The organism is Ruegeria lacuscaerulensis, from assembly GCF_013031245.1.
In the GTDB taxonomy this organism is placed as follows: Bacteria; Pseudomonadota; Alphaproteobacteria; order Rhodobacterales; family Rhodobacteraceae; genus Ruegeria; species Ruegeria lacuscaerulensis_C.
Genome location: NZ_WPZL01000102.1, coordinates 1 through 1,217 on the forward strand (window position 1 = coordinate 1; position 1,217 = coordinate 1,217).

Annotated in this window: 1 protein-coding gene; it reads left to right on the plus strand. The window is 54.3% G+C overall.

Annotated elements, in window-relative coordinates; translation table 11 throughout:
* Nucleotides 1-56: 56 nt before the first annotated feature.
* Nucleotides 57-1,183 (plus strand): IS3 family transposase gene (locus GOX66_RS25500; RefSeq protein ID WP_170766714.1). Its coding sequence is split into 2 segments (ribosomal slippage): nucleotides 57-321 and nucleotides 321-1,183, totalling 1,128 coding nucleotides; the frame shifts between segments, so codons are not numbered across the junction.
* Nucleotides 1,184-1,217 lie beyond the last annotated feature (34 nt).

The window sequence follows — 1,217 nt, forward strand, 5'->3', positions numbered from 1 at the left end:
TGATCCTCCCCCTCTGAAGTGGTCCGCCGTTATGGTTAAGAAAACGGAGGAACCACATGGCGAACAAGCGACCGAAGCCGGAAGAGATTGTCTCGAAGTTGCGACAGGTTGAGATATTGATGGGGCAAGGCATGTCCCGTCTGGATGCAATCCGGCAGATTGGTGTTGTTGAACAGACCTATTATCGCTGGAAGAAAAAGTACGGCGGAATGGGTACGGATCAGTTGAAGGAACTCAAGCGCCTTCAAAAAGAGAATGAGCGTCTTCGAAAGGCCGTCTCGGATCTTACCCTGGACAAACTGATCCTGACGGAGGCGGCCAAGGGAAACTACTGAGCCCCGCCCGTCGCCGTGCCTGCATCAACCATGTGCGCCACAAACTGCGTGTCTCAGAACGCCGGGCGTGTCGTGTCCTGAAACAGCACCGATCCACACAGCGAAAGCTGCCGAAAGGTCGAGCTGACGAGAAGCGCCTGGTGGCGGACATGATAGAATTGGCCCGCCAGTATGGCCGCTACGGTTATCGCCGGATCGCGGCTTTGCTGAGAGATGCGGGCTGGCAGGTAAATGACAAGCGCGTCGAAAGGCTTTGGCGTCGGGAGGGGCTGAAAGTGCCAATGAAACAACCAAAGAAGGGACGGCTCTGGTTAAATGATGGATCGTGTGTTCGGCTGCGGCCGGAGCATCGAAACCACGTTTGGAGTTATGACTTCGTGCATTGTCGAACGGATGACGGAAAGGCGTTCCGCACGCTCAACGTTATCGATGAGTACAGCCGGGAGTGCTTGGCGATCCGAGTGGACCGAAAGCTGAACTCCGGCGATGTCATCGACGTTCTGAGTGACCTGTTCATCATGCGCGGTGTGCCGAGCTACATTCGCTCCGACAATGGCCCTGAGTTCATTGCCGTGGCGGTGCAAGACTGGATCAATGCAGTTGGAGCAAAGACCGCATACATCGAGCCAGGCAGCCCATGGGAGAACGGTTACTGTGAGAGTTTCAATGCGCGGTTCAGAGATGAGTTCCTGAATGGAGAAGTCTTCTACAGCCTAAAAGAAGCGCAGATATTGATCGAAGAATGGAGGAAACACTACAACACTAAACGCCCGCACAGTGCTCTGGGATATAAACCACCGGCCCCGGAAACCATCGTTCAGATGGACCAAAGGCCAATCATGCACTAACAATCAAATTGGACCACACAAGTGGGGCTGATCA